This is a genomic window from Moorella naiadis (nom. illeg.), assembly GCF_051020825.1.
Lineage (GTDB): Bacteria > Bacillota > DSM-521 > Neomoorellales > Neomoorellaceae > Neomoorella > Neomoorella naiadis.
This window is the reverse complement of sequence record NZ_JAXGFQ010000005.1, coordinates 103,523-129,471: the sequence shown is the minus strand read 5'-3', so window position 1 is coordinate 129,471 and position 25,949 is coordinate 103,523. Positions and strand designations below refer to the sequence as shown.

Annotated in this window: 44 protein-coding genes; all 44 read right to left on the bottom strand. The window is 57.9% G+C overall.

The window, feature by feature from the left end:
* Positions 1-475 precede the first annotated feature (475 nt).
* Positions 476-1,384 carry a peptidase MA family metallohydrolase gene (locus SDD30_RS05065; RefSeq protein WP_434073838.1) on the bottom strand — a complete coding sequence of 303 codons (909 nt, stop codon included), beginning with the start codon at positions 1,382-1,384 and terminating at the stop codon, positions 476-478.
* Between the two features lie 77 nt (positions 1,385-1,461).
* On the bottom strand, positions 1,462-1,668 hold the full coding sequence (locus SDD30_RS05060) for a copper ion binding protein (protein WP_434073837.1): 207 nt from the start codon (positions 1,666-1,668) through the stop codon (positions 1,462-1,464).
* A 101-nt stretch (positions 1,669-1,769) separates the two neighbouring features.
* On the bottom strand, positions 1,770-2,687 hold the full coding sequence (gene trxB, locus SDD30_RS05055; protein ID WP_434073836.1) for a thioredoxin-disulfide reductase: 918 nt from the start codon (positions 2,685-2,687) through the stop codon (positions 1,770-1,772).
* Between the two features lie 286 nt (positions 2,688-2,973).
* Entirely contained in the window at positions 2,974-4,401 is a 1,428-nt protein-coding gene (locus SDD30_RS05050; protein WP_434073835.1) for a peptidoglycan DD-metalloendopeptidase family protein, read from the bottom strand.
* A 54-nt stretch (positions 4,402-4,455) separates the two neighbouring features.
* Complete coding sequence (gene scfB / locus SDD30_RS05045) at positions 4,456-5,901, bottom strand: thioether cross-link-forming SCIFF peptide maturase (RefSeq protein WP_434073834.1); 1,446 nt, start codon at positions 5,899-5,901, stop codon at positions 4,456-4,458.
* 418 nt (positions 5,902-6,319) lie between these two features.
* Positions 6,320-6,466, bottom strand: coding sequence for a six-cysteine ranthipeptide SCIFF (scfA, locus tag SDD30_RS05040; RefSeq protein WP_434073833.1), 147 nt, complete (start codon positions 6,464-6,466; stop codon positions 6,320-6,322).
* A 15-nt stretch (positions 6,467-6,481) separates the two neighbouring features.
* Positions 6,482-6,874: a 30S ribosomal protein S9 gene (gene rpsI / locus SDD30_RS05035; protein WP_434073832.1), complete on the bottom strand. Its 393-nt coding sequence runs from the start codon at positions 6,872-6,874 to the stop codon at positions 6,482-6,484.
* Between the two features lie 18 nt (positions 6,875-6,892).
* The gene (gene rplM, locus SDD30_RS05030) at positions 6,893-7,327 is read right to left on the bottom strand and encodes a 50S ribosomal protein L13 (RefSeq protein ID WP_434073831.1); all 435 of its coding nucleotides are present in this window, start codon (positions 7,325-7,327) and stop codon (positions 6,893-6,895) included.
* A 63-nt stretch (positions 7,328-7,390) separates the two neighbouring features.
* Complete coding sequence (gene truA / locus SDD30_RS05025; protein ID WP_434073830.1) at positions 7,391-8,131, bottom strand: tRNA pseudouridine(38-40) synthase TruA; 741 nt, start codon at positions 8,129-8,131, stop codon at positions 7,391-7,393.
* A gap of 33 nt (positions 8,132-8,164) precedes the next feature.
* The gene (locus SDD30_RS05020) at positions 8,165-8,953 is read right to left on the bottom strand and encodes an energy-coupling factor transporter transmembrane component T family protein (RefSeq protein ID WP_434073829.1); all 789 of its coding nucleotides are present in this window, start codon (positions 8,951-8,953) and stop codon (positions 8,165-8,167) included.
* Between the two features lie 121 nt (positions 8,954-9,074).
* A complete protein-coding gene (locus tag SDD30_RS05015) occupies positions 9,075-9,926 on the bottom strand; it encodes an ATP-binding cassette domain-containing protein (protein ID WP_434073828.1) in 852 nt (283 codons plus the stop codon).
* Positions 9,902-10,732 (bottom strand): energy-coupling factor transporter ATPase, encoded by an 831-nt coding sequence (locus SDD30_RS05010; RefSeq protein ID WP_434073827.1) that lies wholly within the window; start codon positions 10,730-10,732, stop codon positions 9,902-9,904. The genes SDD30_RS05015 and SDD30_RS05010 overlap by 25 nt, the downstream gene beginning before the upstream one ends.
* Before the next feature lie 3 nt (positions 10,733-10,735).
* Positions 10,736-11,074 carry a 50S ribosomal protein L17 gene (gene rplQ, locus SDD30_RS05005; protein WP_434073826.1) on the bottom strand — a complete coding sequence of 113 codons (339 nt, stop codon included), beginning with the start codon at positions 11,072-11,074 and terminating at the stop codon, positions 10,736-10,738.
* Between the two features lie 19 nt (positions 11,075-11,093).
* Positions 11,094-12,035, bottom strand: coding sequence for a DNA-directed RNA polymerase subunit alpha (locus tag SDD30_RS05000; RefSeq protein ID WP_434073825.1), 942 nt, complete (start codon positions 12,033-12,035; stop codon positions 11,094-11,096).
* 38 nt (positions 12,036-12,073) lie between these two features.
* On the bottom strand, positions 12,074-12,700 hold the full coding sequence (gene rpsD, locus SDD30_RS04995) for a 30S ribosomal protein S4 (protein ID WP_434073824.1): 627 nt from the start codon (positions 12,698-12,700) through the stop codon (positions 12,074-12,076).
* 16 nt (positions 12,701-12,716) lie between these two features.
* On the bottom strand, positions 12,717-13,109 hold the full coding sequence (gene rpsK / locus SDD30_RS04990) for a 30S ribosomal protein S11 (RefSeq protein WP_109206957.1): 393 nt from the start codon (positions 13,107-13,109) through the stop codon (positions 12,717-12,719).
* A 12-nt stretch (positions 13,110-13,121) separates the two neighbouring features.
* Positions 13,122-13,493 carry a 30S ribosomal protein S13 gene (rpsM, locus tag SDD30_RS04985; protein ID WP_434073823.1) on the bottom strand — a complete coding sequence of 124 codons (372 nt, stop codon included), beginning with the start codon at positions 13,491-13,493 and terminating at the stop codon, positions 13,122-13,124.
* 17 nt (positions 13,494-13,510) lie between these two features.
* Positions 13,511-13,624, bottom strand: coding sequence for a 50S ribosomal protein L36 (gene rpmJ, locus SDD30_RS04980; protein ID WP_011393912.1), 114 nt, complete (start codon positions 13,622-13,624; stop codon positions 13,511-13,513).
* A gap of 16 nt (positions 13,625-13,640) precedes the next feature.
* Positions 13,641-13,859 carry a translation initiation factor IF-1 gene (infA, locus tag SDD30_RS04975; RefSeq protein ID WP_109206955.1) on the bottom strand — a complete coding sequence of 73 codons (219 nt, stop codon included), beginning with the start codon at positions 13,857-13,859 and terminating at the stop codon, positions 13,641-13,643.
* Positions 13,860-13,872: 13 nt separating this feature from the next.
* The gene (locus SDD30_RS04970) at positions 13,873-14,160 is read right to left on the bottom strand and encodes a KOW domain-containing RNA-binding protein (protein ID WP_434073822.1); all 288 of its coding nucleotides are present in this window, start codon (positions 14,158-14,160) and stop codon (positions 13,873-13,875) included.
* Positions 14,161-14,183: 23 nt separating this feature from the next.
* Entirely contained in the window at positions 14,184-14,930 is a 747-nt protein-coding gene (gene map, locus SDD30_RS04965; protein WP_434073821.1) for a type I methionyl aminopeptidase, read from the bottom strand.
* Positions 14,927-15,580 carry an adenylate kinase gene (locus SDD30_RS04960; protein ID WP_434073820.1) on the bottom strand — a complete coding sequence of 218 codons (654 nt, stop codon included), beginning with the start codon at positions 15,578-15,580 and terminating at the stop codon, positions 14,927-14,929. Before SDD30_RS04960 ends, map begins: the two co-directional genes overlap by 4 nt.
* 20 nt (positions 15,581-15,600) lie before the next feature.
* Positions 15,601-16,863, bottom strand: a complete 1,263-nt coding sequence (gene secY, locus SDD30_RS04955) for a preprotein translocase subunit SecY (RefSeq protein WP_434073819.1) — start codon at positions 16,861-16,863, stop codon at positions 15,601-15,603.
* Positions 16,864-17,304, bottom strand: coding sequence for a 50S ribosomal protein L15 (gene rplO / locus SDD30_RS04950; RefSeq protein ID WP_434073818.1), 441 nt, complete (start codon positions 17,302-17,304; stop codon positions 16,864-16,866).
* Between the two features lie 12 nt (positions 17,305-17,316).
* Positions 17,317-17,499, bottom strand: a complete 183-nt coding sequence (gene rpmD / locus SDD30_RS04945) for a 50S ribosomal protein L30 (RefSeq protein ID WP_434073817.1) — start codon at positions 17,497-17,499, stop codon at positions 17,317-17,319.
* A 12-nt stretch (positions 17,500-17,511) separates the two neighbouring features.
* Positions 17,512-18,012, bottom strand: a complete 501-nt coding sequence (rpsE, locus tag SDD30_RS04940) for a 30S ribosomal protein S5 (protein WP_434073816.1) — start codon at positions 18,010-18,012, stop codon at positions 17,512-17,514.
* A 19-nt stretch (positions 18,013-18,031) separates the two neighbouring features.
* Positions 18,032-18,397, bottom strand: coding sequence for a 50S ribosomal protein L18 (gene rplR / locus SDD30_RS04935; RefSeq protein ID WP_434073815.1), 366 nt, complete (start codon positions 18,395-18,397; stop codon positions 18,032-18,034).
* 11 nt (positions 18,398-18,408) lie between these two features.
* The gene (gene rplF / locus SDD30_RS04930) at positions 18,409-18,960 is read right to left on the bottom strand and encodes a 50S ribosomal protein L6 (protein ID WP_434073814.1); all 552 of its coding nucleotides are present in this window, start codon (positions 18,958-18,960) and stop codon (positions 18,409-18,411) included.
* 16 nt (positions 18,961-18,976) lie between these two features.
* On the bottom strand, positions 18,977-19,369 hold the full coding sequence (gene rpsH, locus SDD30_RS04925) for a 30S ribosomal protein S8 (RefSeq protein WP_109207007.1): 393 nt from the start codon (positions 19,367-19,369) through the stop codon (positions 18,977-18,979).
* A 35-nt stretch (positions 19,370-19,404) separates the two neighbouring features.
* On the bottom strand, positions 19,405-19,590 hold the full coding sequence (locus tag SDD30_RS04920; RefSeq protein ID WP_434073813.1) for a type Z 30S ribosomal protein S14: 186 nt from the start codon (positions 19,588-19,590) through the stop codon (positions 19,405-19,407).
* 14 nt (positions 19,591-19,604) lie between these two features.
* Positions 19,605-20,147, bottom strand: coding sequence for a 50S ribosomal protein L5 (gene rplE, locus SDD30_RS04915; RefSeq protein ID WP_434073812.1), 543 nt, complete (start codon positions 20,145-20,147; stop codon positions 19,605-19,607).
* A 23-nt stretch (positions 20,148-20,170) separates the two neighbouring features.
* Positions 20,171-20,497, bottom strand: a complete 327-nt coding sequence (gene rplX / locus SDD30_RS04910) for a 50S ribosomal protein L24 (protein WP_434073811.1) — start codon at positions 20,495-20,497, stop codon at positions 20,171-20,173.
* 21 nt (positions 20,498-20,518) lie between these two features.
* A complete protein-coding gene (rplN, locus tag SDD30_RS04905) occupies positions 20,519-20,887 on the bottom strand; it encodes a 50S ribosomal protein L14 (protein WP_434073810.1) in 369 nt (122 codons plus the stop codon).
* A 29-nt stretch (positions 20,888-20,916) separates the two neighbouring features.
* Entirely contained in the window at positions 20,917-21,174 is a 258-nt protein-coding gene (rpsQ, locus tag SDD30_RS04900; protein WP_434073809.1) for a 30S ribosomal protein S17, read from the bottom strand.
* Between the two features lie 29 nt (positions 21,175-21,203).
* Complete coding sequence (gene rpmC / locus SDD30_RS04895) at positions 21,204-21,407, bottom strand: 50S ribosomal protein L29 (protein ID WP_434073808.1); 204 nt, start codon at positions 21,405-21,407, stop codon at positions 21,204-21,206.
* Positions 21,397-21,831 carry a 50S ribosomal protein L16 gene (gene rplP, locus SDD30_RS04890; protein ID WP_109206939.1) on the bottom strand — a complete coding sequence of 145 codons (435 nt, stop codon included), beginning with the start codon at positions 21,829-21,831 and terminating at the stop codon, positions 21,397-21,399. Before rplP ends, rpmC begins: the two co-directional genes overlap by 11 nt.
* Positions 21,831-22,490, bottom strand: coding sequence for a 30S ribosomal protein S3 (gene rpsC / locus SDD30_RS04885; protein ID WP_434073807.1), 660 nt, complete (start codon positions 22,488-22,490; stop codon positions 21,831-21,833). The genes rplP and rpsC overlap by 1 nt, the downstream gene beginning before the upstream one ends.
* A 4-nt stretch (positions 22,491-22,494) precedes the next feature.
* Positions 22,495-22,833 (bottom strand): 50S ribosomal protein L22, encoded by a 339-nt coding sequence (rplV, locus tag SDD30_RS04880; protein ID WP_109206937.1) that lies wholly within the window; start codon positions 22,831-22,833, stop codon positions 22,495-22,497.
* An 18-nt stretch (positions 22,834-22,851) separates the two neighbouring features.
* The gene (gene rpsS, locus SDD30_RS04875) at positions 22,852-23,136 is read right to left on the bottom strand and encodes a 30S ribosomal protein S19 (protein ID WP_434073806.1); all 285 of its coding nucleotides are present in this window, start codon (positions 23,134-23,136) and stop codon (positions 22,852-22,854) included.
* A gap of 24 nt (positions 23,137-23,160) precedes the next feature.
* The gene (gene rplB / locus SDD30_RS04870) at positions 23,161-23,991 is read right to left on the bottom strand and encodes a 50S ribosomal protein L2 (RefSeq protein WP_434073805.1); all 831 of its coding nucleotides are present in this window, start codon (positions 23,989-23,991) and stop codon (positions 23,161-23,163) included.
* 25 nt (positions 23,992-24,016) lie between these two features.
* Positions 24,017-24,307 carry a 50S ribosomal protein L23 gene (gene rplW, locus SDD30_RS04865; RefSeq protein WP_434073804.1) on the bottom strand — a complete coding sequence of 97 codons (291 nt, stop codon included), beginning with the start codon at positions 24,305-24,307 and terminating at the stop codon, positions 24,017-24,019.
* Positions 24,307-24,930: a 50S ribosomal protein L4 gene (rplD, locus tag SDD30_RS04860; protein WP_434073803.1), complete on the bottom strand. Its 624-nt coding sequence runs from the start codon at positions 24,928-24,930 to the stop codon at positions 24,307-24,309. Before rplD ends, rplW begins: the two co-directional genes overlap by 1 nt.
* Positions 24,931-24,936: 6 nt before the next feature.
* The gene (gene rplC / locus SDD30_RS04855; RefSeq protein WP_434073802.1) at positions 24,937-25,566 is read right to left on the bottom strand and encodes a 50S ribosomal protein L3; all 630 of its coding nucleotides are present in this window, start codon (positions 25,564-25,566) and stop codon (positions 24,937-24,939) included.
* 13 nt (positions 25,567-25,579) lie between these two features.
* Positions 25,580-25,888: a 30S ribosomal protein S10 gene (rpsJ, locus tag SDD30_RS04850; protein WP_109206931.1), complete on the bottom strand. Its 309-nt coding sequence runs from the start codon at positions 25,886-25,888 to the stop codon at positions 25,580-25,582.
* Positions 25,889-25,949 lie beyond the last annotated feature (61 nt).

The window sequence follows — 25,949 nt, the reverse complement described above, 5'->3', positions numbered from 1 at the left end:
AACCCCCTTACCTTTTAAGGGGGGCGGCAGCCAGTGCGGCCCACGCCCCGCCTGATGGTTTCCTTTACTACTAGTTCTAATATTGCCTGACGTTACCTTCTTTATAAGAGATTATAAGAGATTATAAGAGAACAGCTAAAAATCCGGCCAGACAGGGCGAAATTGAGAGCCTGCATCTGCTACAGGGCCCGCCAACAAAAAACTTCCGGGGGTCTCCCGGAAGTTTTTGAAAATACGAATTGCCTGCCTCCCTTATGGAGGCTGTCGTCTCCACCACCAAACCACAAAAATGCTGGCTGAAAGGCTGACAGGTACAGGCGGAAGGCGACCTGGTCCGAGGCGTAGGGCAAACTAAACGGGGCCGCAGCGCGGCAACGGTGAACAGGATGGGGAGCGGTTGAGCGCCGCGTTTGCTTGCCGAGAACCATCAGAGCCTGGAGCCTGCACTGCTAGCCCACACTAGGTTTTGTAAAGGTTATAGCTCCAGATATAGCCCGGCCGGCCCCCTGGCAGGTAAGGCGGCCCGGGACCACTCCAGGGGCACCGCCCGCTGGAAGCCGGCAGCAAAGCCGGCTAAATCCGTCCCCAGCACCTGCTGGAAGGCCTGGTCCAGGGTGGCCCCCTGCCCCAGGCAGTCCAGAATCTGCTGCAGGCCTGCCAGGCCCCGCTTCTGAAGCAAATAATCAACCATCAGCAGAGATTGGCGATAGGCCAGGGACTGGTCAGGCAAATTGTCAAAGCCCCGGTCCATATCCGCCAGGGAATACCAGGACGTCGCCCGTTCCGACCCCGGCATAGTAAAGCCCGTCAGCCGGCGTTCAACCTCCTGGGCGATGCCTTCTGTCAGCCAGCGGGGGTAATTGCCCCGGGCCTTCATATCCACCAGAAGGTGGGTAAACTCGTGGGCCATGGGTCCGGAGGCCGTGAAAACAGCGGCTACCTCCCCGGGGTCCCGGCTGTCAACCCAGTCGTAGGGTGAGAGGACACGAATAACGCCGCCCCAGTAGACCCCCATGGCGCTCTCACTGGCCGGCCAACCAAACTGCCGCGCCAGGCTGGCGCGATCCGGGTACAGGAGGATTAAGCTCTTGCCCCCGGGCCGGCAGGCCAAAAGCCTGGCGGCCGGCTGGTAGGCCGCTTCAGCAGTCTTTAAGACCAGGGGGGCCATAGCGGCATCCCCCGGCTGGTAACGCACAATGAAATGATCACCGCTAAGGACCAGCCAATCCCTGGTCTGCCAGGCAGTCAAGCCGGCGACCAGCTGGCGTACCAGGTCATAGGTCCAGATGCGCGGTAATGCTGTAAGCTGAAAATATAAACTACCGGTAATAAGCAAAAAAACAAGGCAGATAACAAGAAAAAACTGCCACCAGCCTTGGAACATGTTTCTCCCCTCCCTGGGAGCTCTCCCGTTCCGATTATACTACAGGCTGGTGACAGTAGCACTGGTAATGGTTGGATCTATTTCACTTCATAACCGGCGTCGCTGACGGCCTTTCTCATGGCTTCGATATCTACCTTACCGGCATCATAAGTAACCCGGGCCGTTTTCGCCCCCAGGTCGACGGTGGCGCCGGTGACACCGGCCAGGTTCTTCAGGGCCTTTTCGACACTCATTTTGCAGTGGTTACAGGACATGCCTTCTACATGCAGGGTTACCTCAGCCATTTCCCTTACCTCCATCTACCCCCGAAGGGTATATTTGCCTTCATTATATTCCCTGGGGCTATCCCGGTCAAGCTGGTCGTGCCTTCGCCGGGCGGCCAGGGCTAATCCAGGCCGGCCAGGTAACGCTCCGCGGCCATGGCCGCTACGGCGCCATCGCCCACGGCCGTACTTACCTGGCGGAAGTTTTTAGCGCGGACATCGCCGGCGGCAAAGACGCCGGGAACGGAGGTGGCCAGGTCTTCCCGGGTGACGATATACCCCCCCTGGTCCAGGGCCAGGGCGTTACCCAGGAAACCGGTGTTGGCTTCCAGCCCGATAAAGATAAAAACCCCCTCGAAGGGTTCCTCCCGGGTGGCCCCGCTCTTAACATCCTTCAGTTCCAGGCTAGTAACCTTGTCTTTACCCCGGACAGCGGTCACCACAGTATTCCAGGCAAAAGAAATCTTCGGGTTATCCCGGGCCCGGTCCTGGATCACCCTGGCAGCCCGTAGGGCGTCGCGGCGGTGGATAATAGTGACCTGGCTGGCAAAACGGGTTAAGAACATAGCCTCCTCGACCGCCGAGTCGCCACCGCCGACTACGGCCACTTTTTTATCGCGGAAAAAGGCACCGTCGCAGGTGGCGCAGTAAGAAACGCCGCGGCCGCGCAATTCAGCCTCCCCCGGCACCCCCAGGGGCCGGGGATGGGCCCCGCTGGCGATAATGACCGCCCGGGCTGCATACTCGCCGTTACTGGTAATGGCTTTTTTCTCCTTACCGGAAAAATCAACCCCTCGGACGGCGGTCATCTCTACCCGGGCGCCGAAACGCTGGGCCTGCTCGGCGAACTTCATGGCCAGGTCGATGCCGGAAATCCCCTCAGGAAACCCCGGATAGTTTTCAATCCTGTCGGTCTGGCCGGCCTGCCCGCCAGGGGCCCCCATTTCCAGCAGGATTGTGTTCAAACCACCCCGAGCACCGTACAGGGCTGCCGTCAGCCCGGCCGGCCCGCCGCCGATAATCATAAGATCGTAGACCAAAGGTATAGCCCTCCTTCAAAAAATGTTTTAGACAAAAAACACTTCCATCGCTTGGCGCTTGCTATATTATGTGCGTATGCGCGACGGCAATTCTTAAGGCGGTTCATTTTTTATATACTATTGTTAGTATACGCCTGCACTTTAGATAATGCAAGAAAAATCCCCATGGATTACTCATAGGGATTAGTTGCTCTGCCTTGAAAGGGCTATGCCGCCTGCTTGTTTGTCTTCCAGTGCCTGTCCTCAATGGGTCTAAACTACCACGTACCAGACCATGGAAACCCGTTCAGCGGAGATAGTTACGCGGATTCTGAAAGCTACCGTCGATTAAGACCTCAAAATGCAAGTGGGGCCCGGTGGTGTTCCCAGTCAGGCCGACATAGCCGATGGTCTGGCCCCGTTCTACCTGCTGGCCCGGCCGCACATTATAGCCGGATAAATGAGCGTACCTGGTCACTAAGCCACCGCCGTGGTCAATAACAATCATCTTACCATAGCCGCCGTCGTAGCCGGTACTGATAACTACCCCGGCTTCAGCAGCACCTACCGGTTCGCCTATGTTCCCGGAGATGTCTATGCCGGTATGAAATCCCCGCCCCCGGTACCCGAAGGGCGAAGTTATAGCTCCACTAATCGGCCAGGCCAGGCGGCCGGAGCCCCCGCTCCGGGAAGCTAGGGCCAGCCGCGTCCCGCGCTCAACGACCCTGGTGACGGGTTCTTTAAGAACCTGCTGCTGCAGTACCTTCTTATCTACCACTGCCCCGTTCTGCATAACTACCTGGTAGGTGACCAGTTGCTCGCCTGCAGAGCCCTCTTGGGCTACTTTTTCCTGTCCCCGTAATAGACCAGTCGTTTCCTCTACTTTAGTAGCAAAGGGTATGGGTTCTTTGACCTCCTGGTTATAAACTACCCTTACCTGAAGTAATGGTTTCTCTACGGCCAGTTTTAACTGCTGGCCGATATCCAGGCGTTCCCCCTGGAGGTCCGGGTTGGCCTTTTGAATATCGGCAACCAGCAGGTTATGTTCCCGGGCAATGCTCCAGAGGGAGTCGCCCTCCTTGACGGTATAGTTGCTGCTGGCAGTTGCCGTTCCTTGCAACGCGGCCAGGGCCGCCTCCGGGCTTAAAATCTCCGCCGGGCTGGCCGGGCGATGATCGTAGGCTACCTGCTCCAGGAAGGCGACTTCCTGGACCTGCCCTGTGCCTGCTGGCGGCAGATAAGCCTGTTTAAAAGCGGCCAGGACGGCATCAGCGGTAGTATCGTCTTTCACAAGCAGCCGCGGTTGACCATCGATGGTAATGACCGTGGCTGCCGCTACCAGGTGCAGCCGCCCGGACAGGAGGTTCTTTAATTCCTCACCCGTTATAATCTCCCGCGGGTCGACGCGCACTTCCCGGTAATCTACCTTATCGCTAATGCGAACCCCCTGGTAACTGCCGGGGCTGCCTTCCCTGATAATCTCCTGGAGGGTGTGATCAATCTCCGCCCGGCTGGCAACTACAGCCACCTGCTGGCCGTTGACCATTAACGCCCAGGCATTCGGGGCGGTAAACTGGTGCCAGCCCGCCAGGAGCAGGCCACCCGCTAGAATCCCGCTTATTAACAATGTTTGTTTTTTCTTGCTAGTCTTTATCTCTGCCCACCATACGGGCACCTTCTGCAGGAAGCGCCCGACGCTGGTCGCTACCGCCGGTAGCTTAATTGACGGTGGCATTGCATTCCTCCTTTCCCCCAAATTACATATTCTATCTTCCGGCCAAGAATCCTGCTATCTCAGCAAACTTTTCCCTTTTTCTTTTGTTTCTTTTGTTTCTTTTACCTGGACATAGAGGGCGGCTTCCAAACGCATTTTTTGTAAAGCGCAGGCTATGGGTGCCGGTTGACGCAAATCGCCGGTAGCAGCCAGGTTGGCGGCGTGGCAGCCGCCACTGCAGTAAAAACGCGCCCAGCAACGGCGGCAGTTCGGCTGGTTATAAACATAGGCCTGGCGGAAAGCCTCGCGCAGGTCCGGCCGCAGCAGGCCCTGCCGGACGTTACCCAGACAATAATCCCGGCGGCCGACCAGCTGGTGGCAAGGGTAGAGTTCGCCGGAGGGGGTTACGGCCAAATAGCTGGTGCCGGCGCCGCAACCAGTAAGCCGTTTAACCAGGCAGGGCCCGGCGGCCGCGTCAATATTGAAATGGAAAAAGGAGAAGCCTTGTCCCGCAGCGGCTTTTTCCAGGTAGGCCCGGGCCAGGCGCCGGTACTCGGTGGCCAACCGAGGTAGATCTTCCTCCTTAATAGCATATTCGGCCGCGGGTGCGGCTACCACCGGTTCCAGGGACAGGTAACGAAATCCTAACTCTACCATATGCAGGATGTCCCTGGTAAAATCGAGGTTCTGGTGGGTATAGGTACCCCGCACCCAGTAGTCCCGGTGATCCTGGCGGGCAACGAAGTGTTGCTCCCGCTCGACGACACGATCGTAGGTGCCCCGGCCGGCTGCGTCGGGCCGGTTAAAGTCATGGACCTCCCGGCGGCCATCGAGGCTTAAAATGACGCTTAAGCCCTCGGCGATTAAATACTTCTCTACCTCCTCCGTCAGGCCCAAGCCGTTGGTCGTCAGGGTGAAACTGATTCTCTTACCGCTGGCGGCCGCCTTTTGTCGGCCGTAGGCCACCAGGTCCTGGACCACCCCGAAGTTTAACAGGGGCTCACCGCCGAAAAAGTCTACCTCCACCCGGGGGCGGCTACCGGCTTCCTGGAAAAGGAGGTCCAGGGCGGCATAGCCGGTCTCCCGGTCCATCAAGCCGCGCTCGCCGCCGAAGGGACCGCCGTCGGCAAAACAGTAGCGGCAGCGCATGTTACAGTCATGGGCAACATGCAGGCAGAGGGCCTGGAGGGTAGGCCGGGGCGGCCGATAGTTGCGGCCGGCCTCGTCCTGGGTAAAAAGGGTGCCGGCGGCCTGCTTAGCCGCCATTTCCCGGCAAACCGCCGTAATAGTTTCTTCCCCCCAGGTCCTCGTTGACCGGGGCAGGGCCGCCAGCCAGTTGGCCGGCGTCAGGAGCCCCCGTTCCTCCCGCTCCTTGAGTTCTTCCAGGACGTCCCGGGCCGGGGCGTCCAGCAGGTGGACGGCGCCGCTGTTGACGTCCAATAGGAGAATGAGATCCTCATAGGGAAACCAGTGCAGGTCCCCCTGCCAGTCAACGTCTGTCAAATCTAAGCTTGTAGCCAAAGGAATCCCCCCGAAGATAATCTACTACCAAAAGTAGTTATGGCTTACAGCTCTGCTGGGCTGGCGGTACAGGCTGCAGGCTCCGGTGGTTCTCGGCTAGCAAACTTGGCGCTCAGCCTTGCTCGGCGGCGGGGGTGGCTGGACTATAACTTTTTGATCAATGATAACGGGGTGTGCTACTTCACATTTCTGAAACTACGCTACGATCCCCATCCCGTTCACCGCCGCCTCGCTACGGCTTCGCTTAGTTTGCTTTCGCCGCGAACCAAGTCGCCTTCCGCCTGTAACCGCCAGCACCTATCCCTGCCCGCATTTTTATATTTCATGGTGAAGGGGCTTAGCCCCCTATGGAGTGATCCTCCAAAACACGCCCCTCCAAGTAAAGTAAAGGCCCGACAGTCGGCGTCGGGCCCGGGGGTTATTTCTTTGCTTTACGCTCGCAGGGCTGGTTACTGACGGTAATGGAAGTTTTACAGGCCGACTGGCAGGAGACGTGGCAGTTACCGCAGCCGCCCTGCTTGACGCTGTCCTGGAGGCGGGGAGTAAAGACCGTCTGGATGTGCATAATAAAAACCTCCCTTTAGCGCTTCGAGAATTGCGGTGCTTTACGGGCTTTCTTCAAACCGTACTTTCTTCTCTCTTTCATCCGCGGGTCGCGGGTGAGGAAACCGCTGCGCTTTAAAACCGGCCGCAACTCACCGTCGGCCTGTAAAAGGGCGCGGGCAATCCCCATGCGGATGGCTCCGGCCTGGCCGGCAATGCCACCACCCTCAACTTTCGCCAGAACATCAAAACGCCCTGCCATCTCGGTTGCTTCCAGGGGCTGGCGGACCAGCATTTCCAGGATCTTTTGACCAAAATAGGTATCCAGGGGACGATCATTCACCAGGACTCGCCCCTCACCGGGTACCAGGCGCACCCGGGCAATGGCGTTCTTCCGCCGCCCGGTACCGTAGAACTGTACTTGGGCCAAAGGGGTCGCCTCCTTCCGTCAGTCTTTAATCTCCCATACTTCCGGCTTCTGAGCCGTGTGGGGATGGTTATTACCCCGGTAGACCTTCAGCTTTTTAACCATTTTCCGGCCCAGGCTGTTGTGGGGGATCATGCCCTTGACAGCCTTTTCAATGGCCCGCTCGGGGAAGGTCTTTAACAGGGTGGCATAATTCATGACTTTTAAACCGCCGGGATAACCCGTGTAGCGGATATACTGTTTCTTTTGGAGTTTGTTGCCCGTAAGGCGGATTTTCTCGGCATTGATAATGATCACGTGGTCGCCGGTGTCCACGTGGGGGGTAAAGGTTGGTTTATGTTTACCCCGCAGGAGGCGGGCGGCTTCCGTGGCAACCCGGCCCAGGGTTTTACCGTCCGCGTTGATCACGTACCACTTGCGCTCAACCTCTTGGGGTTTGGCCATAAAGGTGGACATTTTTTCCCTCCTGTTCCTATGAACAGTCCTATTTTAAGCAATAACCCTATATAAGTCAAGAAATTAGTAGCCCACACGTTCCAAACAAAGCCCCTGGGCCGGGGCCGTCGGTCCGGCCTGCTCCCGGGAGTGGGCCGCCAGGATAACCGGGATCGCCTCCGGAGCCAGACGCCCGCGGCCACACTCGACCAGGGTGCCGACCATAATCCGGACCATATGGTAAAGAAAACCGTTGGCGACGACGTCAAAGTAGATGCGCGGGCCCTCCCGGGTGACCCGGACCCTTTCTACCCGGCGGACAAAGTGCCGCACCGGGCTGCCGGCAGCGCAAAAGGAACGAAAATCGTGCTCCCCCTCCAGGGAGGCTGCTCCCTGGATCATAGCTGCTACCTCCAGAGGTTGCCGCACGTGCCAGCTGTAATGGCGGCTAAAAACATCCGGCACCTTGTGGTTATAGATAGTATAGCGGTACCACTTCCAGCGTGCCTGGTAGCGGGCGTGAAATCCGGGTGCCGTTTCTTCTGCTGCCAGGGCGACGATAGTAGCGGGCAGGACGCTGTTCAGGGCCAGGGGCCAGCGCTCGATGGGAATACGGCTGCCGGTGCTAAAACTAATTACCTGTCCCCGGGCATGGACCCCGGCGTCTGTCCGGCCGGCGGCTACCGGGGTTATATCCTCTCCCGTCAACCGCTTGATAGCCGCCACAACTTTCCCCTGAACCGTCGGGCCGTGGGCCGCCGGTTGAATCTGCCAGCCGGCATAGTTGGTACCGTCGTAGGCCAGGGTAATCTTCAGATGGGGCACAGGCCGGACTTCCTCCCTCCTTAAACCTCCCGGTTAGGAAACAAATTTCAGCCGGTAATAAAGGGACCCGGCTGCCAGGGCACCGGCCAACAACAGGAAAAAAAGATCGGCCGTCTTCATTCTTAATTCCCGCATCCTCGTCCGCCCTGACCCGCCCTGGTAGGCCCGGGCTTCCATAGCCTCGGCCAGGCCCTCCGCCCGGCGGAAGGCGCTGACAAAGAGGGGGATCACCAGGGGCATCAGGTTTTTGACCTGCAGGCCCCGGAAGGAGGCGCCCCGGGCCATCTGGGCGCGCCTGATCCTTTCTGCCTCCTCCAGGAGGGTGGGGACAAAACGCAGGGCCAGGGTCAACATCAGGGCCAGTTCCTGGGCCGGCAGGCCGATCCTTTGCCCCGGCGCCAGGAGGCGTTCCAGCCCGTCGGCCAGGGCCAGGGGATCGGTTGTTGCCGTCAAAAGGGCAGCGGCCAGGACCAGAAAGAAGACCCGGGCCAGGGCCAGGAGTCCCAGGTTGAGCCCTTCCCTGGTCACTGTAAGGGGACCCAGGTAATATAGGGCTGTTCCCGGCGTGGTGACCACCTGGAAGATAAAAATCAAGATCAGGAAAATCACCAGGGGCCGTAACTGCCGCCAGATAAAGGCCGGGGTCAGACCGGCCGCCAGGACTACCGGCAGGGCGATACAGCCCACCAGCCAGGCCGACCGGCCATCAGGAGCAGTCAGGAGGGCCAGGCCATAAAGGAGCAGGCCCAGGAGCTTGGCCCGGGGATCGAGGTGGTGGATGCTGCTGTTGCCCGGAATATACTGCCCCAGTTCGAAAGCCACCGCCCTCACCTCTCCGAAATGAGATGTGGGAAGTGGGAGGTGAGAGGTGGGAAGCTTGCCTACCTCTTATATCTCCCGTTCGTTAGTGGCGGACCGCCGCCATGGGTGAGGTCCAACCCCGTTACCCCCTCAACCAGCGTATGATAGCCGCCCGGGCCTCGTCCAGGGTGAGGATATCCAGGGGTACTGGGGCTCCCTGTTGGCGCAGGTTATGCATTAAGCGCGTCAGGGGCGGCGGCAGGAGGCCATAGGCCCGCAGGGCTTCGCCCTGGCGAAAAATCTCCCGCGGTGTTCCCTGGAGGACCACCCGGCCCTGGTACAGGACCAGGATCTGGCCGGCCAGGGTGGCCACCTCGGCCATATTATGGGAGACCAGGACCACACCTTTGCCCGGCTGCCGGGCAAAACTCCTGATTAAAGCCAGGATCTGCTCCTGGCCGGCCGGGTCCAGGCCGGCCGTAGGCTCATCCAGGATCAGGACCTCCGGCGCCATGGCCAAGATCCCCGCCAGGGCTACCCGCCGCTGCTGGCCGCCGCTCAGGTTAAAAGGGGAACGAGGCCCCAGGACTTCAGGATCCAGTCCTACAGCCCGCAGTGCATCCTGGGCCCGGGCTTCTGCGGCCGCCGGGTCGAGGCCCTGGTTGCGCGGCCCAAAGGAGACATCGGCCAGGACTGTTTCAGCAAAAAGCTGCTGTTCCGGCGCCTGGAAGGCCATGCCCACCCGGGACCAGGGAGATAGGCCCCGGATCTTCCCCCGGGCCGGCACGGCCCGGCCGTCCAGGCTGACTCTCCCCCCTGTAGGTTCCAGCAAGCCGGCCATAAGCTGGGCCAGGGTCGATTTACCGGAGCCCCCGGCGCCGGTAATGGCCAGGGTATCCCCCGGCCGGAGACACAGGGTTATATTATGAAGAACAGGTAGCTGCCGACCGGCTACCTGGTAGGCAAAATCTACCTCCTGGAGGCTAATTTCCATAGGACCCGGGCCAGCTCCTCCCCATTGAGCGGATTTTCTCCCAGCTGGAAGCCCCGGCGGCGCAGGCTCTGGCCCAGGGCTACTACGGCCGGCAGGCGTAACCCGGCCGCCGCCAGGACCCTGTCCTGGTGAACAATTTCCCGGGGTTGGCCGGTCCAGGTAATCTTGCCAGCCTGCATAACCAGCATCCTGTCGGCCAGCAGGGCCTCTTCCATCAGGTGGGAAATAAGGATCACGGCTATCCCTTGCTCCCGTCGCTGTTTGAGGACCTGTTGCAGGATCTCCTCCCGGGCTACCGGATCGAGCATGGCCGTGGCTTCGTCCAGGACCAGGTACCGGGGCTCCATGGCCAGGACACCGGCCAGGGCCAAACGCTGTTTCTGGCCGCCCGAGAGCTGGTGGGGCGGCCGGTCAGCCAGGTCATCCAGGCCTACGGTCTTCAGTGCCCAGTCGACCCGTGCCCGGATCTCTGCCGGTGGCAGGCCCAGGTTTTCCAGGCCAAAGGCCACATCATCGGCTGCCGTGGCGGCCACCAGCTGGTTATCAGGATCCTGAAAGACCATGCCCACCCGGCGCCGGATGGCAACCAGGGAAGCTGGCTCCCCGGTGTCCAGTCCGTCCACCCGCACCCGGCCCTCCCCGGGTCGCAGCAGGCCGTTCAGCAGCCGCGCCAGGGTCGATTTGCCGGAACCGTTAGGACCGGTCACGGCCAGGAATTCCCCCGGTTGAATCCCCAGGTTGATTTTTTCCAGGGCCGGCGTAGTAGCACCGGGGTAGTAAAAGGTTACGCCCTGGAGTACAATCATGGCCTATACCAGTTCTATTTGAACCATTGGGGCGCCGTCACCCTGGCGGTACCCGGTCTTGACAATCCGGGTGTAACCACCATTTTTCTTGGCGTAGCGCGGGCCGATCTCCTTAAAGAGTTTGGTGACGACATCCTCGTCCAGGAGATAGGCCAGGGCCTGGCGGCGGGAATGGAGATCCCCCCGTTTACCCAGGGTAATCATCTTCTCGGCCAGGCTCTTGAGTTCTTTAGCCCGTAGTTCCGTCGTCTCTATACGGCCGTGTTTTAATAAGGAAGTCACGATATTCCGCAGTAACATTTTACGATGGCCGGCCAGGCGGCCCAGCTTGCGGTAACCCATAACCTCAAAGCTCCCCCCTTTACTCTTCGCTTGAGCGCAGGCCCAGGCCCAGTTCTTCTAGTTTCTGGGTAACCTCTTCCAGGGATTTTTTTCCCAGGTTACGGACCTTCATCATATCTTCTTCAGAACGCTGTAACAGCTCGGCTACGGTATTAATGCCGGCCCGTTTCAGGCAGTTATAAGAGCGGACCGACAGATCGAGTTCCTCAATGGACATATCCATGAGGCGATCCTTGGTATCTTCTTCCTTCTCGACCATGGTGACTTCATCACTAACTCGCTCCGTCAACCCTAAAAAAAGGCGCATATGCTCGATAAGAATCTTAGCCGCCGAGCTCACAGCCTCATCGGGGGCAATACTGCCATCGGTCCACACTTCCAGGGTCAGCTTGTCATAGTCGGTGATCTTCCCCACCCGGGTATTTTCAACTTTATAATTCACCCGGTGAATCGGGGAAAAGAGGGAGTCCACAGGGATAATCCCGATGGGCTGGTCCTCGCTTTTATTTTTATCGGCGCTGGCGTACCCCCGGCCTTTTTCCACCGTCATTTCCATGAAAAGGCGCCCGCCCTTTTCAACGGTGGCAATAACCAGTTCCGGGTTTAAAACCTCCACATCAGCACCGGTAATAATGTCACCGGCAGTGACTACCCCTTCGTCATCCACTTCAATCCGGATTACCCTGGGTTCTTCGCTATGGAGTTTCAGAGCCAGGGATTTAATGTTCAGGATAATGTCGGTCGTATCCTCAACTACCCCGGGGATAGTGGAAAACTCATGGAGAACCCCCTCGATCTTCACTGACGTTACCGCTGCCCCCGGCAGGGATGACAGGAGCATCCGCCGCAAGGAGTTACCCAGGGTAATCCCATAACCACGTTCCAGGGGTTCAACAACAAACCGGCCGTATTTGTCGTTTATTTCCTGACACTCGATCCGGGGCTTTTCAATTTCCAGCATTGTTCCCCTCCTTCTCGTGAGCTCAACTGACTCCAGCTTTAGCGGGAGTACAGCTCAACGATGAGGTGTTCCTGTACCGGCGTGTCTATCTGTTCCCGCGTCGGCAGGGCCAAGATATGACCTTCCAGGGCATTGCCATCGGCGCTCAACCAGGCCGGTACAGTCCGGTGGGCTGCTGCTGCGGCAATTTCCTTAAACCTGGGGCTGGCTTTGCTCTTCTCCCGGACCTTGATGCTATCACCCGCTCGGACCAGGTACGAGGGAATATTGACCTTGCGGCCATTAACCAGAAAATGGCCATGGCGGATCAGGGTCCTGGCCTCAGCCCGGGAATCAGCAAATCCCAGGCGGTAAACAATATTGTCCAGGCGCCTCTCCAGGGTAACCAGCAGGTTTTCACCGGTAACGCCCTTCTGGCGCTCCGCCTTCTCAAAGTAATTACGGAACTGGCGTTCCATGACACCGTAAATACGGCGCACCTTCTGCTTCTCCCGCAGCTGCAGGCCGTATTCCGATACTTTCTTCCGGCCCTGGCCGTGCTGGCCGGGAGCGTAGGAGCGCCGGGCGACGGCGCACTTATCGGAGTAGCAACGGTCGCCTTTCAAAAAGAGCTTGGCTCCTTCCCGCCGGCACAGGCGGCAGGTAGAATCGGTATATCTTGCCAAGGTACCTCCTCCTCTTCTATACCCGGCGCCGTTTGGGCGGACGGCAGCCGTTATGGGGAATGGGCGTTACGTCCTTAATGACGCTGACTTCCAGCCCGGCAGCCTGGAGGGAGCGAATAGCTGCTTCCCGGCCGGCCCCGGGGCCCTTTACGTAGCACTCGACCTCCCGCAGGCCATGCTCCATGGCCTGTTTGGCGGCAGCCTCCGCTGCCATCTGGGCCGCGAAGGGTGTACTCTTGCGGGAACCTTTAAAGCCAACGGTCCCGGCACTGGCCCAGGAAATGGCGTTCCCGTTTTTATCGGTAATGGTCACCTGGGTGTTGTTAAAAGTTGATTTAATATGGGCGATGCCGTTTTCAATATGCTTGCGATCCCGCCGTCGCGGCCGGGCGGTTTTACGTGGTGGCATAATCCTTCCCCCTTACTTTTTGCGCCGCACGCCTACTGTCCGGCGCGGTCCCTTACGCGTACGGGCATTGGTCTTAGTACGCTGGCCGCGCACCGGCAAGCCCCGCCGGTGCCGCAGGCCCCGGTAGCAGCCGATTTCCATCAGGCGCTTGATATTTAAAGAAACCTCACGCCGCAAATCGCCTTCGACGACTACATTTTTATCGATATATTCCCGTAAGCGGTTGACTTCTTCTTCCGTCAGGTCCCGCACCCTGGTATCGGGATTGACTCCCGTCACCGCCAGGATTTTGTTAGCTTGGGGCCGGCCAATGCCATAGATATAGGTCAGGGCAACCTCGGTCCGTTTATCACGGGGCAGGTCCACCCCGGCAATCCTCGCCATTTCGCCTTACCTCCCGTCTACCCCTGTTTTTGCTTATGCTTGGGATTCTCGCAAATAACCATGACCTTGCCCTTGCGCTTGATCACTTTACATTTTTCGCAGATCGGTTTTACCGAAGGCTTGACTTTCAACTGTAACCCTCCCGGCTTATTTATAGCGGTAAACAATCCGGCCCCGATTTAAATCATAGGGTGATAATTCCACCGTCACCCGGTCCCCGGGTAGAATGCGGATAAAGTTCATCCGGATTTTACCGGAAACATGGGCCAGTACCCGGTGCCCATTGGCCAGCTCCACCCGGAACATGGCATTGGGCAGGGGTTCTATTACCTTACCTTCAACTTCAATGACATCATCCCTGGCCAAATAAACCCCTCCTTCAAGAAGCCCCTCCCGTCCCTAAGAGCTGGGCAATCGCCTGGCGTATCTCGGCGTCAGTAATCATTTCCTTCCGGCTTAAGCGTTCCTGGATTATTGTGGCCGTCTGGTTTACCGGCTGCACGTGGAGGACGTTTTTAATTTTAGGTTTAGCAACGCGCCGCAGTTTCCCGTCCACCAGATAAACCCTATCCGGTCCAGCCATCCCCAGGACCAGAAAAGGGCGGCCCTGGTCCCGGCCGGCCCGGGAAAAAACCAGTTGCCCGGCATGCAATGACCCTGCAGGCATAACCTTCGCCTCCATCTGCCAACCTATAGTAGCGTTAGGATCTCCGGTCCGTTTTCAGTTATCGCTACTGTATGCTCAAAATGAGCCGAAGGTTGCCCATCCCTGGTGACTACTGTCCAGCGGTTGGGCAGGGTATAGACCTCAAAGGTGCCGGCATTGACCATGGGTTCAATTGCCAGAACCATCCCCACCCGGAGGCGGGGCCCGTAGCCCGGCGGGCCGAAGTTGGGAATCTGGGGGTCTTCATGCATGGAACGGCCAATGCCGTGGCCCACATATTCGCGTACTACTGCAAAGCCCCGATCCTCAACAAAGGTTTGGATGGCATGGGAGATATCGGAGAGGCGATTCCCGGCTACCGCCTTCTTGATCCCTTCCGCTAGGGCCGCCCTGGTGACCGCCAGAAGTTGCTCCTTCCCGGCATCAATGTCACCTACTGGAAAAGTTATGGTTGCATCGCCAACGTAACCATTTTTTACCGCACCGATGTCAATACTAATAATATCTCCCGCTGCCAGCTTCTTTAAACCCGGGATGCCATGGACTACCTCTTCGTTAACCGAGGTACAGATGCTGGCCGGAAAACCCCGGTAACCCTTAAAGGCGGGTATGGCGTCGTGGCGGCGCAGGTACTCCTCGGCAATGCGGTCCAACTCTCCGGTGGTCACCCCTGGAGCGATGTGGGCCCCCAGCTCCGCCAGGGCGCCGGCGACCAGGCGGCCGGCGGCCCGCATCAAGTCGATCTCCCGGCGTGATTTAAGAATAATCATCGCCAGTCTCTGCCCAGGGCCTTACCGACAGCAAGGGTTACCGCCGGGATGGCCTGGCTGCCGTCAATCTCCTGCAAAAGCCCCCGTTGCCGGTAATAGGTGATTAGCGGCGCGGTCTGCTGGGTGTAGACATCCAGGCGCTTGCTGACAGTCGCTTCCGTATCATCAGCCCGCTGGATCAGTTCCCCGCCGCAGTTGTCACACTTGCCCGCTACCGCCGGGGGATTATAACGTACATGATAGGTCGCCCCGCACCGGGGACAGACCCGCCGTCCCGTCAGGCGCTCCAACAGGTCATCCCGGGGCACCTCGATGTCGATAACAGCATCCAGCTTTTCAACCCGGCTGGCCAGCCAGGCATCCAGGGCCTCCGCCTGGACCACCGTCCGGGGAAAACCATCCAGGAGGAAACCCGCCCGGCAATCCTGTTGCTCCAGGCGTTCCTGGACCAACCCTATAGTTACCTCGTCGGGTACCAGGCTTCCTGCCTGCAGATAGGCCTCCGCCCGGCGGCCCAGAGGGGTCCCTTCCTTGATGGCTGCCCGAAACATATCCCCGGTCGAGATGTGGAGTATATTAAGACGCTGGCTGATCGCCGCGGCCTGGGTGCCCTTGCCGGCACCTGGTGGTCCCAATAATACCAAGCGCATCCTTTTTCCCCCCCGATTTATTACTTCATAAAGCCCTGGTAATGGCGCAGCAGCAGGTGGGATTCCATCTGCTTCATGGTTTCCAGGGCCACGCCAACGACAATCAGCAGGGAGGTACCGCCGAAATAGACATTAATCCCGGTGATGGCCATGAGGATATTGGGCAAAACCGCGATAAAGGCCAGGAAGATGGCCCCGGCCAGGGTTACCCGGGCGAGAATCCGTTCAATATACTCGGCTGTTGGCCGGCCCGGCCTTAAACCCGGAATAAAGCCGCCGTATTTCTTCATGTTATCGGCCACGTCCTGGGGGTTAAAGGTTACGGCTGTATAAAAATAGGTAAAAAAGATGATCAACAACGCGTACAGGATCATATAGAAAGCCGACCGCGGGTCGAAGAAGCGCACGACGCTTTGGGCCAGGCTGCTCTGGGGAAACCAGGACGCCAGGGTGCTGGGGAAGAGCAGGATGGACATGGCAAAGATCACGGGGATAACCCCGGCCTGGTTGACCTTTAAGGGTATATGGGTGCTCTGGCCGCCATAGACCCGCCGGCCTACCACCCGCTTGGCGTACTGAACGGCAATCCGGCGCTCCCCCTCCTGGACGGCGACCACAGCAGCGATAATCAGCACGGCGAGGAGGGCAAAGGCCACCAAAGAGAGGATATTTACTGTACCTGCCGTAATATACTGGTAGAGACTGGCTGCCCCTGCCGGCAGGCGCGACACTATCCCGGCAAAGATGATCAGGGAGATACCGTTGCCAATGCCCTTTTCGGTGATTAATTCGCCCATCCACATCAGGAAAGCCGTGCCCGCCGTCAGCATGATAGCGACCACCAGGTAGTTAAAAACACCCGGATGCAGGAAGGCGTTGGAACGGGCCAGGTACAGGCCCATGCCCAGGGCCTGGAGCAGTCCTAAAACGACGGTGCCGTAACGGGTATACTGGACGATTTTCTTGCGGCCTTCAATATCTTCTTTGGCCAGGCGCTCCAGGGTAGGGATCACCACCGTCAGGAGTTGCATGATAATCGAGGCGTTAATGTAGGGCATAATGCCCATGGCAAAGATGGTAAACCTTTTAAAAGCCCCGCCGGAAATAACATCAAAAAACCCAAAGATGGTCCCGGTGCCAATAAGCTCCTTTAAAATAGCATTATTGATGCCCGGTACCGGTATATGGGCTCCCAGGCGGAAGACAATAAACATGATCAGGGTAAAAAAGATCTTTTTCCGTAGATCCTCCAGTTTCCAAGCACTGGCCAGGGTTTCAAGCACCTACATCACCTCGACTTTGCCGCCGGCAGCCTCGATCTTCGCGATGGCCTGGCGACTGGCCGCTTGAACCTTGACAGTGAGCTTCCGGGTCAGTTCGCCATCACCAAGGAGCTTTACTCCATCCCGGGCCTGTTTAACCAAGCCGGCTTCATGGAGCAGCTCTGGGGTGACGACTGTATCCGGTTCAAAACGTTCCAGTTCACCCACATTGATGGCTACCAGTTTGCGGGCAAAGATATTGGTAAAGCCCCGTTTGGGCAGGCGCCGGGTCAGGGGCATCTGGCCGCCTTCAAAGCCCCGGCGAACGCCGCCGCCGGAACGGGCCTTCTGGCCCTTATGACCGCGACCGGAGGTCTTCCCCAGGCCGGAACCAATCCCCCGGCCCACGCGGGTGGCCCCTGAGCGGGAACCTGCCGCCGGATGTAATTCATGAAGACGCAACTGGGTCACCTCCTATGCGCGAGTTTCCACCTTGACCAGGTGGGCGAGTTTCTGAATCTGTCCCCTGATCACCGGTGTATCCGGACGTACCACCTGGCTGTGGAGTTTCCTCAACCCCAGGGCCCGGGCTGTTTTTCTTTCCGTCTCCGGCCGGCCGATGAGGCTCCGGACCAGGGTAATTCTAAAATCCGCCACTGACTATTCCTCCTAGCCGATGAGTTCGGCCGCCGTTTTACCCCGGAGGCGGGCCACTTCTTCCGCTCTTTTCAGGCCCCGCAGGCCTTCAATGGTAGCATAAACGGCATTATTGGGATTGGCCGAACCCAGGCTTTTTGTTAAGATGTCCCGAATTCCCGCAGCCTCCAGGACCGCCCGCACCGGACCACCGGCGATAACACCAGTACCGGGGGCCGCCGGCTTTAATAAGACCCGGCCTGCACCAAAGTGACCAATAATTTCATGGGGAATGGTCGTGCCGACCATGGGTACTTTGATCAAATTCTTTTTAGCGTCTTCGATGCCCTTGCGAATGGCTTCCGGCACTTCACTAGCCTTACCCAGGCCGGCACCAACATGACCCTTGCCGTCGCCGACGACTACCAGGGCAGCAAAACTAAAACGACGACCACCCTTGACTACCTTGGCTACCCGGTTGACATGGACCACCTTTTCCGTCAGATCGAGTTCCCTGGCTTCAATACGCGCCATTTTTTCCCTCCTTCCCTCCTTAAAAGTCGAGTCCCGCTTCCCGGGCACCTTCGGCCACGGCAGCGATCCGACCATGATAGATATTTCCACCGCGATCAAAAACCACTTTAGTGACGCCCTTCTCCCGGGCCTTCCGGGCGATGAGCTCGCCGACCTTCCTGGCGGCCTCTTTGTTCCCGGTGGCTCCCAGGTCCTTTAAAGCCGGATCCAGGGTCGAGGCTGCCGCCAGGGTTACGCCCCGGCTGTCATCGATGACCTGGGCGTAGATATGGTGGAGGCTCCGGTAAATGCTTAAACGGGGCCGCTCGGAGGTGCCCACCAGGCGCCGCCGCACCCGCAGGTGCTTCTTTTGCCGCGCGCGTTTCCGGTCTTTCTTGATGAACATCCCTTTACCTCCTATTTCTTGCCGCCCTTGGCACCGGTCTTACCGACCTTGCGCCGGATATGCTCGCCCTCATATTTAATGCCTTTGCCTTTATAGGGTTCCGGCGGACGTACCTCGCGGATATTAGCCGCCAAGGTGCCGACTGCTTCCTTGTCAATCCCCTTGACAATGACCTTATTGGGGGCGGGCACTTCTATTTCCAACCCTTCCCCGGGGATCATCTCCACGGGATGGGAATAGCCCACCGTCAAGACCAATTTTTGGCCCTGTTTGGCAGCCCGGTAGCCGACGCCGACCAACTCCAGCCCCTTTTCAAACCCCCGGGTTACGCCATCGACCATATTCTGCAATAAGGCCCGGGATAGGCCGTGCAGGGAACGGTGGGGTTTGGCGTCCGAGGGCCGGCTAACCTGGAGTTCCTCTCCTTCCCGGGCAATGGTTATCACCTCCGGGAACTGGCGGGTGAGCTTTCCTTTGGGGCCTTTGACAGTGACGGTATTGCCTTCGATATTAACCTCTACTCCAGCCGGTATTTTAACCGGCTTCCTGCCTATCCGTGACACCTGATCACCTCCAGTCCTACCAGATGTAGCAGATTACCTCGCCGCCGACGCCTTCTCGGCGGGCTTCTTTATCCGTCAGAATGCCTTTACTGGTAGAAATCACCGCGATTCCCAGGCCTCCCAGGACCCGGGGTACTTCCCCCTTTTTGGCATAAACCCTGAGACCCGGGCGGCTGATCCGTTTCAAACCGGTAATTATTTTTTCCCGGTTGGGACCATATTTGAGGTACAACCGCAGGATACCCTGCTTGTTATCCTCAACGTATTCATAGCTTTTAATATACCCTTCGGTCTTTAAAATCTCGGCCAGGGCCCGCTTGACCCTGGATGCCGGCACCTCGACCTTTTCCTGATAGACCATATTCGCATTGCGGATGCGGGTCAGGAAATCGGCGATGGGATCGGTCATCAATGCAACTACCCCCTTCCTTCTAGTCCCCGCGGTTACCAGCTGGCTTTATTGATGCCGGGGAGTTCCCCTTTATAGGCTAGCTCCCGGAAACAGATCCGGCACAGGCCAAACTTCCGCAGATAACCATGGGGACGCCCACACCGCCAGCACCGGTTATAAGCCCGGACGGAGAATTTGGGTGGGCGGGATTGCTTGATGCGCAAAGACTTTTTGGCCATGGATGTCCTCCTTATTAATGTTCCCGGAACGGCATGCCAAAGCCGCGTAAGAGTTCCCGGGCCTCTTCATCGCTCTTCGCCGTCGTGACCATGATGATATCCATTCCCCGGACCTTATCGATTTTGTCGTACTCGATCTCGGGGAAAATCAATTGTTCTTTGATGCCTAGGGTATAATTCCCGCGGCCGTCAAAGGAGTTGGGCGATATGCCGTGGAAGTCCCGCACCCGGGGTAGGGCGACGCTTACCAGGCGGTCTAAAAACTCGTACATCCGGTCACCCCGCAGGGTTACTTTGCAACCGATGTTAGTACCCTGGCGCAGCTTAAAGGCGGCGATGGATTTCTTGGCTTTGGTGACTACGGGTTTCTGCCCGGTGATGGCCAACAGATCCTGGACGGCACCATCGATAGCTTTCGGATTCTGGGTAGCCTCACCTACGCCCATGTTAATGACGATTTTCTCCAGCTTGGGGATCTCCATGATATTTTTATAGCCAAATTTAGCCTGCATGGCTTTACGGATATCCTGCAGGTATTTATCTTTTAGTCTGGCCACAAGCAGCCCTCCTTTCCCTGGGCTTAATCAAGGACTTCGCCGCACTTCTTACAGACCCGGGCTTTACTCCCATCGGCCAGGATCTGGCGCCCAATCCTGGTGGGGCGATTGCATTTGTTACAAAAAAGCATCACGTTGCTACTGGCAATGGGGGCCTCTTTTTCAATAATACCACCCTGGGGCAGTTTCTGGGTAGGACGGGTATGCCTTTTAACAATATTGACGCCTTCCACGATTACCCGGCCTTTGGCAGTGGCAACGCTCAGGACTTTGCCTTTTTTACCGCTATCCTTGCCGGTAATTACCATGACAGTATCGCCTTTTTTAACGTGCACTCTGGGCGTGGTCAAGGTTTTTCCACCTCCCTTTCCCTAGAGCACTTCCGGTGCCAGGGAAATGATCTTCATAAAATCCTTTTCCCGCAGTTCCCGGGCCACCGGTCCAAAGATACGGGTACCCCTGGGGTTATTCTGGTCGTTAATAATTACTGCCGCATTTTCATTGAAACGAATATAGGAACCGTCTTCACGTTTAACTGCCTTTTGGGTCCGGACGACTACCGCCCGGACAACGTCGCCTTTTTTAACCACGCCCCCCGGCGTTGCTTCTTTGACGGAGGCGATAATGACATCACCTACCCCGGCATAACGTCGTTTCGACCCGCCCAGGACGCGGATACACATCAGCTTCCGGGCACCGGTATTGTCGCCGACTTTGAGGAGCGATTGTTGCTGGATCATAATTTACCTCCTTCCCTGTGCAGATGCGGCTATTTGGCTTTTTCCATAATCTCCACTACCCGCCATCTTTTGTCTTTGCTCAAGGGACGGGTTTCCATGATCTTGACCTTGTCACCAATGTGACACTCGTTCTTTTCATCATGGGCCTTAAATTTCCTGGTGTTGCGGATAATCTTATTAAAAAGCGGGTGCCGCACCCGATCTTCAACGGCCACTACTACTGTCTTATCCATTTTATCGCTGACCACATTCCCGACCCGGATCTTGCGGTAGTTGCGCTCCAACAAAGCTGCCCCCCTTCCTTCGCGTCCTTAGCTTAAGCTCGTTCCAACTTTAATTCCCGCTCGCGCAGAATGGTCTTGGCCCTGGCGATATTGCGCCGGACCTCTTTTAAACGCATCGGGTTATCCATCTGGTTGGTTGCCAGCTGGAAACGCAGGTTAAAGAGTTCCTGTTTGAGTTCGTTAACCTTCTGCTGGAGTTCCTCGGTGGTCAAATCACGTATCTCTTTAGCCTTCATTGGCCTCACCACCCAGTCCCGTCCGCTTGACGAATTTAGTTTTGATGGGCAGCTTGTGGGCTGCCAGGCGCATGGCCTCCCGGGCGATCTCTTCGGTTACACCCGCCATCTCAAAGAGAATCCGGCCTGGCTTCACTACGGACACCCAGTATTCCGGAGCCCCTTTGCCGCTACCCATGCGGGTTTCGGCCGGCTTGGCGGTAATGGGGGTATCGGGAAAGATTTTAATCCAGACCTTGCCGCCGCGTTTAATATAACGAGTCATGGCAATACGGGAGGCCTCAATCTGGCGGCTGGTTATCCAGGCCGGTTCCAGGGCCTGCAGGCCATAATCGCCAAAGGTCACCTCATTGCCCCGGGTGGCCTGGCCCTGGGTCCCCGGCCGGTGGGGTTTGCGGTATTTTACCCTTTTGGGCATCAACATTATTTTTTGCCCCCTTCCTGGACCCGGGCCCGTTCAGGCAGGATTTCACCTTTGTAAATCCAAACTTTAACCCCGATTTTGCCGTAGGTGGTATTGGCCTCGGCAAAGCCGTAGTCAATATCGGCCCGCAGGGTGTGGAGGGGAACCTTGCCTTCGCTGTACCACTCCGTGCGGGCGATCTCCGCCCCGGCCAGGCGGCCACCGCAGGCAATCCGGATCCCCTGGGCGCCCAGGCGCATGGCCCGGCTGACAGCCTGCTTCATGGCCCGCCGGAAGGCGATCCTCTTTTCCAGCTGGGTAGCCACGTTTTCCGCCACCAGCTGGGCGTTGAGCTCGGGCTTTTTGATCTCGGCGATATTTAAATTAACTTGTTTACCGGTTAGCTGCTCCAGGTCCCGGCGCAGGGCTTCCACTTCGGTGCCGCCGCGACCGATGACAATCCCGGGTTTGGCAGTGTTGACAATGACTTTAATCCGATTGGCCGCCCGCTCAATCTCCACACTGGCAATTCCCGCCTGGTAGAGGCGTTTCTTGATAAACTCGCGGATTTTGAGGTCTTCGTGGAGTAGCGCTTTATATTCTTTGCCAGCGTACCAGCGGGAGTCCCAATCGCGGATGATCCCCAGGCGCATGCCCTTAGGGTGTACTTTTTGACCCACGAAATCAGTCCTCCTTTTCCCCGACCACTATAGTTATATGGCTGGAGCGTTTCCGCCGGACATTGGCCCGGCCCATGGCCCGCGGCTGGTAGCGTTTCAGGGTTGGCCCCTCATCCACGTAAGCGCGGCTGACCACCAGGTCGCTGGCATCCAGGTCATAGTTATGTTCGGCATTGGCTACGGCCGATTGCAAAACTTTGGCCACGGCCCGGCTGCCCCTTTTGGGTGTCACCATTAAAATGGCTTCGGCTTCCCGCACCCCTTTGCCACGAATCAGGTCGATTACCTGGCGCACCCGGCGCGGGGAAATCCGGATATACCTGGCCACTGCTTTAGCTTCCACCTTTTCAATTTACCCCCCTTACTTCAGCGCCGTGGAGCGCTCCGTATGGGCGCCATGCCCCCGGAACATACGGGTGGGAGCAAATTCACCCAGTTTGTGGCCGACCATATCTTCGGTAATATAAATCGGTACGTGCTTGCGGCCATCGTGAACGGCGATGGTATGCCCCACCATTTCGGGAAAGATGGTCGAACGGCGGGACCAGGTTTTGATTACCCTTTTCTCGCCCCTGTCATTCATGGTGATGACCTTTTTCAGGAGCCTCTCTTCACAATACGGTCCTTTCTTCAGGGACCGGCCCATACCAGGGAACCCCCTTTCAGCCCTTTATTTATTACGCGGCTTGACGATTAGTTTATCGGAAGGCTTCCGTTTCTTGCGGGTCTTGGCACCCATGGCCGGTTTACCCCAGGGGGTAACCGGGTGCTTGCGTCCCACCGGTGCCCGGCCTTCACCACCACCGTGGGGGTGATCAACGGGGTTCATAACCACGCCGCGGACTGTGGGCCGGATGCCCAGCCAGCGCTTACGACCGGCCTTGCCGATGCTGATATTCTCCCAGTCGAGGTTACCCACCTGGCCTACTGTCGCCCGGCAATTCTCCTGGACCTTGCGTACCTCACCGGAGGGCAACCGCAGCAAGGCATAACCGCCCTCCTTGGCCATTAACTGGGCGCCGGCCCCGGCGGAACGGACCATCTGCCCGCCCTTGCCCGGTTTGAGTTCGACGTTATGGACCATGGTACCAACAGGTATCTGGCTCAGGGGCAGGGCATTACCTACTTTAATATCAGCCTGGGGGCCGCTGATTACCTGGTCCCCGACCTTGAGATTCTCCGGGGCCAGGATGTAGCGCTTTTCCCCGTCGGCATAACTGACCAGGGCAATGTTAGCGGAGCGGTTGGGATCATATTCAATAGTTGCCACGCGGCCGGGAATGCCGTCTTTGTCGCGCTTAAAGTCAATTATTCGGTAGAGGCGTTTGTGTCCCCCACCCTGGTGGCGCACACTCAGGCGACCCTGGCTGTTGCGGCCCCCCGATTTTTTTAACGGTGCCAGCAAGGGTTTGTAGGGATCCGCCGCCGTGATCTCCGCGAAGGCCGAAACCGTCATCTGCCGCCGGCCGGGGGAAGTCGGTTTAAACTTTTTAATGGCCATCCCTGTTCTCTCCTTTCAGGTTAGGCTACTCCAGGCCTTCAAAAACCTGGATTTTATCGCCAGGCCGCAAGGTGACTATAGCTTTTTTGCGGTCAGATTGGCGACCCTGGAAACGGCCCACCCGGCGCAGCTTGCCTCGATCGACCAGGGTATTCACCTTTAAGACCTTGACGTTAAAGAGCTTTTCGATGGCATGCTTGATCTCGATCTTATTGGCACCGGGAGCGACTAAAAAGGTATATTTATTGTCGGCCATGAGGCCGGTGGATTTCTCCGTCACCAGGGGCCGGATGATAATTTCTTCAGGAGCCCGCATCAGGCCAGCACCTCCTCTACCCGGGCCACGGCGTCTTTGGTCATGACCAGTTTGTCGTGGGCCAGGAGATCATAAACATTAATCCCGTCGGAGGTTAAATAGCTTACTCCTGGAATATTGCGGGCCGAAAGTTCAACATTGGGTTCCCGGGTGGCTGTAACTACCAGGGCTTTATCTTTGCCGGCCAGGGTCTTTAAGATGCCAGCCATCTCCCTGGTCCTGGGTTGTTCCAGTTTGAGCTCATCGAGGACGATAATGTTGCCGTCGCGCACTTTACTGGCCAGGGCGGAACGCAGGGCCAGACGGCGTACCTTCTTGGGCAGTTTATAGCCGTAGGCCCGGGGTTGGGGGCCAAAGATTACCGCCCCACCCCGCCATAGGGGCGACCGGATACTACCGGCCCGGGCCCGGCCGGTACCCTTCTGGCGCCAGGGCTTGCGACCCCCGCCGCTAATGTCAGCCCAGCCGCGGGTCGCCGCCGTACCCTGGCGCCTGCTGGCCAGTTGCATGACTACTGCGTCGTGGAGTACGGCCTCATTGACTTCGCCGCCAAAGACCCGTTCATCCAGGTCCACTTCGCCTACCTGCTGGCCGTTGATATTGTATAAGGCTACTCTGGGCATTCCCTGTTAGCCTCCCTTTACCGAATTCTTGATTACCAGCAACCCGTGCCGGGGCCCGGGTACGGAACCCTTGATTAACAGCAGGTTCCTCTCCGGATCCTGCCTGACAACCTCCAGGCCCTGGACAGTTACCCTGGTGGCCCCCAGGTGGCCGGGCAACCGGCGCCCTTTGAAAACCCGGGCCGGGCCCTTGGCTGCCAGCGAGCCGGGCCGGCGGTGATACTTGGAACCGTGCTCCATGGGGCCACGATGGAAACCGTGACGCTTAATGCCCCCGGCAAAACCCTTGCCCTTGGATGTGCCGGTAACGTCTACCCTTTCGCCGGGGGTAAAGACATCCGCCTTTATCTCCTGGCCTACCTGATATTCCCCCGGGTTCTCCACGCGCAATTCGCGTACATAACGGAAAGGTGTGACCCCCACTTTGCTAAAGTAACCCTGCCGGGGTTTGTTAACCTTTTTCTCTTTTACCGGTTCAAAGCCGACCTGCAAGGCATTATAGCCATCGGTGGCTGCTTCTTTACGGCGCAGCACAACGCAGGGCCCGGCCTGCACTACCGTCACCGGGACGACCCGCCCCGCCGGATCAAAGACTTGGGTCATACCGATTTTTTTGCCTAAAATACCCTTCTGCACCTGATCTTACCCCCTAGAGCTTGATCTCAATATCGACCCCGGCCGGGAGATCCAGGCGCATTAAGGCATCTACCGTTTTTGGCGTCGGTTCGAGAATATCGATTAACCGCTTGTGGGTCCGCATCTCGAACTGCTCCCGGGAATCCTTGTTCACATGGGGTGAGCGTAAAATGGTAAAGATATTCTTTTCCGTCGGCAAGGGTATGGGACCGGAGACTACTGCTCCGGTGCGCCTGGCGGTGTCGACGATTTTTTGCGAGGATTGATCGAGAACCCGATGATCAAAGGCCTTCAGGCGGATACGAATCTTCTGTGTCGCCATGCGTTAATTACCCTCCTTCATGGCACGGGATCAGGCTGTTAAGCCTGATCCCTCGCCGCGT